The sequence below is a fragment of the Rhizobium sp. 3T7 genome, from assembly GCF_020166565.1.
Classification (GTDB): domain Bacteria; phylum Pseudomonadota; class Alphaproteobacteria; order Rhizobiales; family Rhizobiaceae; genus Rhizobium.
Genome location: NZ_JAIQXS010000044.1, coordinates 1 through 6062, shown reverse-complemented (window position 1 = coordinate 6062; position 6062 = coordinate 1). Strand labels below are relative to the sequence as shown.

The 6062-nt window shown below is 67.9% G+C and carries 3 protein-coding genes; all 3 read left to right on the top strand.

Annotation, left to right across the window (positions count from 1 at the left end):
* Positions 1-89 precede the first annotated feature (89 nt).
* Positions 90-1835, top strand: a complete 1746-nt coding sequence (locus tag K9B32_RS28690) for a type I secretion system permease/ATPase (RefSeq protein WP_224568749.1) — start codon at positions 90-92, stop codon at positions 1833-1835.
* A 72-nt stretch (positions 1836-1907) separates the two neighbouring features.
* On the top strand, positions 1908-4751 hold the full coding sequence (locus K9B32_RS28685; protein ID WP_224568747.1) for a cadherin-like domain-containing protein: 2844 nt from the start codon (positions 1908-1910) through the stop codon (positions 4749-4751).
* Between the two features lie 115 nt (positions 4752-4866).
* On the top strand, positions 4867-6062 hold a 1196-nt coding region (locus K9B32_RS28680; RefSeq protein ID WP_224568745.1), incomplete at its 3' end, for an HlyD family type I secretion periplasmic adaptor subunit.

Below are 6062 nucleotides of genomic sequence, written 5' to 3'. Positions count from 1 at the left end.
GATCCCGGTCGGGGACTTATCTGTTCAATGCGCCGGGTCCGGGCGACGGGTGATGTCCTGGGTTCGATGCGCCGATGTGGGGACGTGCGATGACGAAGAAGAAGAGCGAGCCGCAGTACAAGATCACGGGATTGCGCGGCATCCTTGTCTATCTGTTCGGGCTGTCGGGGATCATCAACATCCTGGCGCTGACGGGCGCCTTCTACATGCTGCAGATCTACGACCGGGCGCTGACCAGCGGTTCGATCTCGACGCTGGTGGCGCTGTCGATCCTGGCGATCAGCCTCTATTTGTTCCAGGGGATGTTCGACATCATCCGCTCGCAGATCCTGATCCGGCTTGGCGCGCGGCTGGATGCGGAGCTGGCGCCGATCGCCCACAAGGTGGTGATCGAGATGCCGCGCTACGGCTATTCGACCTCGGAGGCGATGGAGCGCGGCCGCGACGTCGACACGCTGCGCGGCTTCCTGTCGAGCCAGGGTCCGGTGGCGCTGTTCGACCTGCCGTGGATGCCGATCTACCTCGTCTTCGTCTGGCTGCTGCATCCGATGCTGGGGCTTTTGACGGTCGGGGGCGCGGTGGTGCTGACGCTGCTGACTGTAACCGCCGAGGTGCTGACCAAGCACCATTCGCAGTCGATGATCAAGGCCTCGGTGGCCCGCAATTCGGTGGCCGATTCGAATGCCCGCAACAGCGACATCATGCATGCGATGGGGATCACCGGACGCGCCGTCGATCGCTTCGAGAAGGCCAACCGTCGCCACCTCGACTGTCAGACGAAGACGTCTGATATCGGCGGCACGCTGTCGGGCCTGTCGAAGGTGCTGCGCATGATGCTGCAGTCGGCGATCCTCGGGCTGGGTGCGTATCTGGCGATCCGCGGCGAGCTGTCGTCGGGCTCGATCATCGCCTCGTCGATCGTCACGGCGCGGGCGCTGGCGCCGGTCGATCTGGCGATCGCCCAGTGGAAGGGCGTGGTCAGCGCCAGGCGCAGCCATCAGCGGCTGAACGAGACGCTGGCGGTGCTGAATGACAAGAGCGACTATGTCGAGCTGCCGGCGCCGCATGAGAGCCTGACGGTCGACAACATCACGACGGTGGCGCCGACGACCGGGGCGGTGCTTTTGAGCGAAGTGAGCTTCACGCTGAAGGCCGGCCAGGCGCTCGGTCTGATCGGCCCGTCAGGCGGCGGCAAGACGACGCTGGCGCGCTCGATCCTCGGCATCTGGCCGGTGCTGCGCGGCTCAGTCAGGGTCGACGGCGCCGACCTCAGCCAGTGGAACGAGGCCTTCTTCGGCGAGCATGTCGGCTATCTGCCGCAGGACGTGGCGCTGATGGAGGGGACGATCGCCGAGAACATCTCGCGCTTTGCCGAGGTTCCGGATGCGCGCAAGATCATCCGTGCGGCCAAGGCCGCCGACATCCACGAGCTGATCGTGCACCTGCGCGACGGCTACCAGACCGAGCTCGGTCCGCACGGCACGGCGCTGTCGGCCGGCCAGCGCCAGCGCATCGGGCTGGCGCGGGCGCTTTATGGCGATCCCTTCCTGGTGGTGCTCGACGAGCCGAACTCCAACCTCGACGCCGAAGGCGAGGAGGCGCTGACCAAGGCGATCGCCAAGGTGCGCGAGCGCGGCGGCATCGTCGTCATCGTTGCCCATCGCCCGAGCGCGCTATCGGCCGTCGACATGGTCGGGCTGGTGCAGAACGGTCGGCTTTCCGCCTTCGGGCCGAAGGACGAGATCATCCAGACCGCCACCAAGGTGCGCCCGCTGGTCGTCGGCAAGACGCCGCCGGCTGCCGGCCGCGACCGGATTGCGAACGCCGCCGAATAGCGGCCCGGCAAGGGCCCGGCAAGGGATTGAGCAAGGGCCCGGCAAGGGATTGAGCAAGGATAGGAGAGCGTCATGGAGGAGAGACTGATCCTCGGACTGCCGGACGACGGCCAGGCGGCCGTTGCGCCGGCCAACCGGTTCCGGCTTGCCGCCGACAAGGGCGTCGACCGTCGGCTCTACTCGCTGCCTTTGCTGTTCGGGGTGCTCGGCGCCGTGCTCGGCAGCGGCAAGGACAAGCCCGAGCCGCCGCACGACCAGAAGGCTGCCGGCCCGGAGCCGGTGGAGCCGGCCGGTCCCGAGGCCACCAATCTGGCGGCGATCGATGATGTCGCCGCCTTCCTGCGCGACATGACCGACGAGCTGATGGCCAGCACCTCCGGCGTGGTGCGCAAGCGCCATGTCGCCTCGGTGCGGCTGAGCTTCGAGGACCTGCCGCTGCCGCGCAATCCGAACCTTGCCGACACGGTGATGCGGGCCTTCAACGCCAACGACAATGAGGGCCGCATCGGCATCGATGGCGAGAGCTTCCACTTTCCCGAGACGGGGCGGGGGCGCCAGGGCGGTGGCGGCGGCGGTGGTGGCCGCGGCCGCGGTCCCGGCGACACCGGCGGTCGCGACGGCCCGCTGCCGGGCGGTCCTGGTCAACAGGGCAGTGATGGCGACGACGACGATGACGAGACGCGCGCCAACCGGCTGCCGGTGTCGCTCGGCCGCAACGTTTTGGCCAACGGCATGGTCAACCTGTCGATGCTGATCTTCCTCGACGATCTCTTGGCCAAGACCTACGATCCGGACGGCGATCCGCTCAGCGTGCGCAACCTGACGGCCTCGAGCGGGGCGATCACCGCCTATGGCGACGGCGTCTGGCTCTATACGCCGGCACGCGGCGTCAGCGGCCCGGTGACCTTCAGCTACCAGGTGAGCGACGGCAAGGGCAGCATCGTCACGCAGTCGAGCCTGTCGCTCCTGAAGGCGGCGCCGCACGAGATTAGCGGTACGGACGGCGACGACCGGCTGCTCGGCACGCCCGAGGACGACATCGTCTCGTTGAAGGGTGGCGACGACTTCGTCTATGCCCGCGAGGGCCGCGACGTGGTGTTTGCCGGCACCGGCAACGACACCGTCTTCGGCGGCGACGGCAATGACCTGATCCATGGCGAGGCGGGCGACGACCGGCTGTTCGGCGGGCTTGGCAACGACGTGCTGTTCGGCGGCGAGGGCAATGACGACCTGTTCGGCGACGAAGGCAATGACAGCCTGATCGGCGAGGCCGGCAACGACCGGCTGTTCGGCGGCGCCGGCAATGATCACCTGATGGGGGATGACGGCGACGATCAGCTTGCCGGCGAGGCCGGCGACGATCTGCTGGAAGGCGGCGACGGCAATGACGCGCTGACCGGCGGGCTTGGCAAGGACGTGGCGCTCGGCGAGGCCGGTAACGACACCTTTAGGGTCGGCCTGCTTGGCGAGGACCTGCGTCAGGCGGCACCGGCCACGGGATCGTTTGCCTCCGCGCCCGCCCCAACCTCCGACGGCAACGACACCTATGTCGGCGGCGAGGGCAGCGACACCTATGATGCCGGCGGTGCGACGGCTGCCGTCGTCGTCGACCTTGCCGCCGGCACGGCCACCGGCGCCGATATCGGCAGCGACAGCCTGTCCGGCATCGAGAACGTCACCGGTAGCGCCCATGACGATACGCTGTGCGGCGACGGCGATGACAACCGCCTGGAAGGCGGGGTCGGAAACGACCAGCTGACCGGTGGCGAGGGCGACGACACGGTCTTGGGCGGGACCGGCGACGATGTCGTCATCGTGCTGGCCGCCCCTGCCGCCGACAGCAATAACGACGACAGCAGCAGCGGCAGCAGCGACGACAGCAGCGGCCAGGACGGCAGCGGCAGCGGCGACAGCAGCGGCAGCGGCGACAGCGGCGACAACGACAGCAGCGGCAGCGGCAGCGGCAGTGGCAGCGATGACGGCAACGACGTCTATGACGGCGGCGCCGGCTACGACACGCTCGACCTGTCGGCCTTGATCAAGGTGGTGATTGCCGACATCGAGGCCGGCTATGCCGAGGGCGAGGAGATCGGCCGCGACACCATTGCCGGCTTCGAGACCATTCATGGCGGCTCCGGTGACGACCGCTTCTCCGGCGGCAGCGGCACCGACATCCTGTATGGCGGGGGTGGCGACGATCAGGTGGCCGGACGCAGCGGCGACGACCACCTGGTCGGCGGCGACGGCGATGACCAGCTCGACGGTGGCAGTGGCGACGACGTCTTCATCGTGCTGGCCCGCAGCGACAGCAACGGCAGCCCCAGTGGCGGCGACGACGGCAACGACCGGATGGACGGCGGCAGCGGCAGCGACTGCTACGACGCCTCGGCAACCGTGCTCGGCGTCGTCATCGATATCGAGCGCGGCGAGGCCTCCGGTGCGGAGATCGGCGACGACGAACTTGTCGACGTCGAGAACGCCAGCGGCGGCTCCGGCGACGACCTCATCGTCGCCTCGGCCACGGTCAACGTGCTCGTCGGTGGCGAGGGCGGCGACATCTTCGTCTTCCAGTCCGTCGCCAGCCTGCAGAACGACGGCTCCGGTCATGACGAGATCCTCGACTTTGCCGTCGGCGACCGCATCGATCTCTCCGCCCTTGGCCAGACCGGCGCGCTCGTCTTCGCCGGCCTGCAGATGGATGGCGACACGCCGCAGATCGGCTCGATCACCTTCTACTACGAGGCGCTCGGCGACGACACCCGCACCGTCGTGCGCACCGTCGTCGACCTCGAGCACGACGACGATCTGCAGATCCTGTTGCGCGGCCATCACGATCTGACCGCCCAGGACTTCATCCTGGCCGCCCTCGACAGCGGCCAGGTAACGATCGACAGCCAGCCGATGGGACAGGCCTGAGGCCTGTCCCGCCCATGGCAGCAAGCATGACAGCAGGACCATGACAGCAGGACCATGACAACCAGACCATGACGACATGCAACAAGGCCAGGCAAGGCTTCAGGGGAACAGCGCAATGATCACCACGACCAACGACAAGAGCCGTGACCGCAACGGCGGCGACAAGAACAAGGTCCGGCAGTTCGGCATCACCTCGCGCATCGTCGCCTCCTCGGCGCTGGCAGGCGTGCTGGTCTTCGGCATCGGCGGCTGGGCCGCCCAGGCGAAGCTGTCGGGCGCCGTCATCACCCATGGCCAGGTGGTCGTCTCCGAGCAGGTCAAGACCATCCAGCATCGCGACGGCGGCATCATCGCCGCCATCCGCGTCGACAACGGCACCGCCGTCAGGAAGGGCGACGTCCTCCTCGTCCTCGACGACACCCAGACCCGCGTCGAGCTGTCGATCGTCAAGGCGCAGCTGCAGCAGTTCACCGCCGCCCATGCCCGGCTGGTGGCCGAGCGCGACGAGGCTGACGCCGTCGGCTTCGACACGCTCGATCTCTCCCCTGCCGTGATCTCGGGCGAGACGAGGCTGTTTGAGGCCAACCGCCGCATGGTCGCCAACCAGAAGGAGCAGCTGCGCCTGCAGATCGTCCAGCTCGAGGAGCAGGTGCGCGGCTTCAAGGCGCAGAGCCGCTCCAACGACAGCGAGGCCGAGATCGTCGAGCAGGAGCTTGCCAAGACCGAGAAGCTGCTCACCAACCAGCTGGTGCCGATCTCGCAGAAGCGCGACCTGTTGCGCCAGCGCGCCCGCATCGAGGGCAGCCGCGGCGAGCTCATCGCCCGCGTCGCCGAGGCCGAGGGCGAGATCAGCGAGCTCAACATGAAGCTGATCTCCATCGACCAGACCACCCGCAAGGAGGCGCAGACCGAGATCGTCAACCTGCTCGCCAAGATCGCCGAGCTCAACGAGCGCGAGATCGCCGCCCGCGACCGCCTCACCCGCATGGAGGTGCGCGCCCCCGTCGACGGCTTCGTCTATGACCTGCAGGTCCACACCATCGGCGGCATCATCGCCCCTGGCGCCGTCGTCATGTCCGTCGTGCCGAAAAGCGGCGACCTCACCATCGAGGTCCGCATTCCCCCCGTCGACATCGACCGCGTCTTTCCCGGCCAGCCCGCCCGCATGCGCTTCACCGCCTTCAACCAGCGCACCACGCCCGAACTCCACGGCACCGTCGCCGTCGTCGCCGCCGCAACAACCCTCGACCGCGCAACCGGCCAGCCCTATTACCTCGCCTCCCTCTCGCTCAACGACCAGAAGCTCCTCAA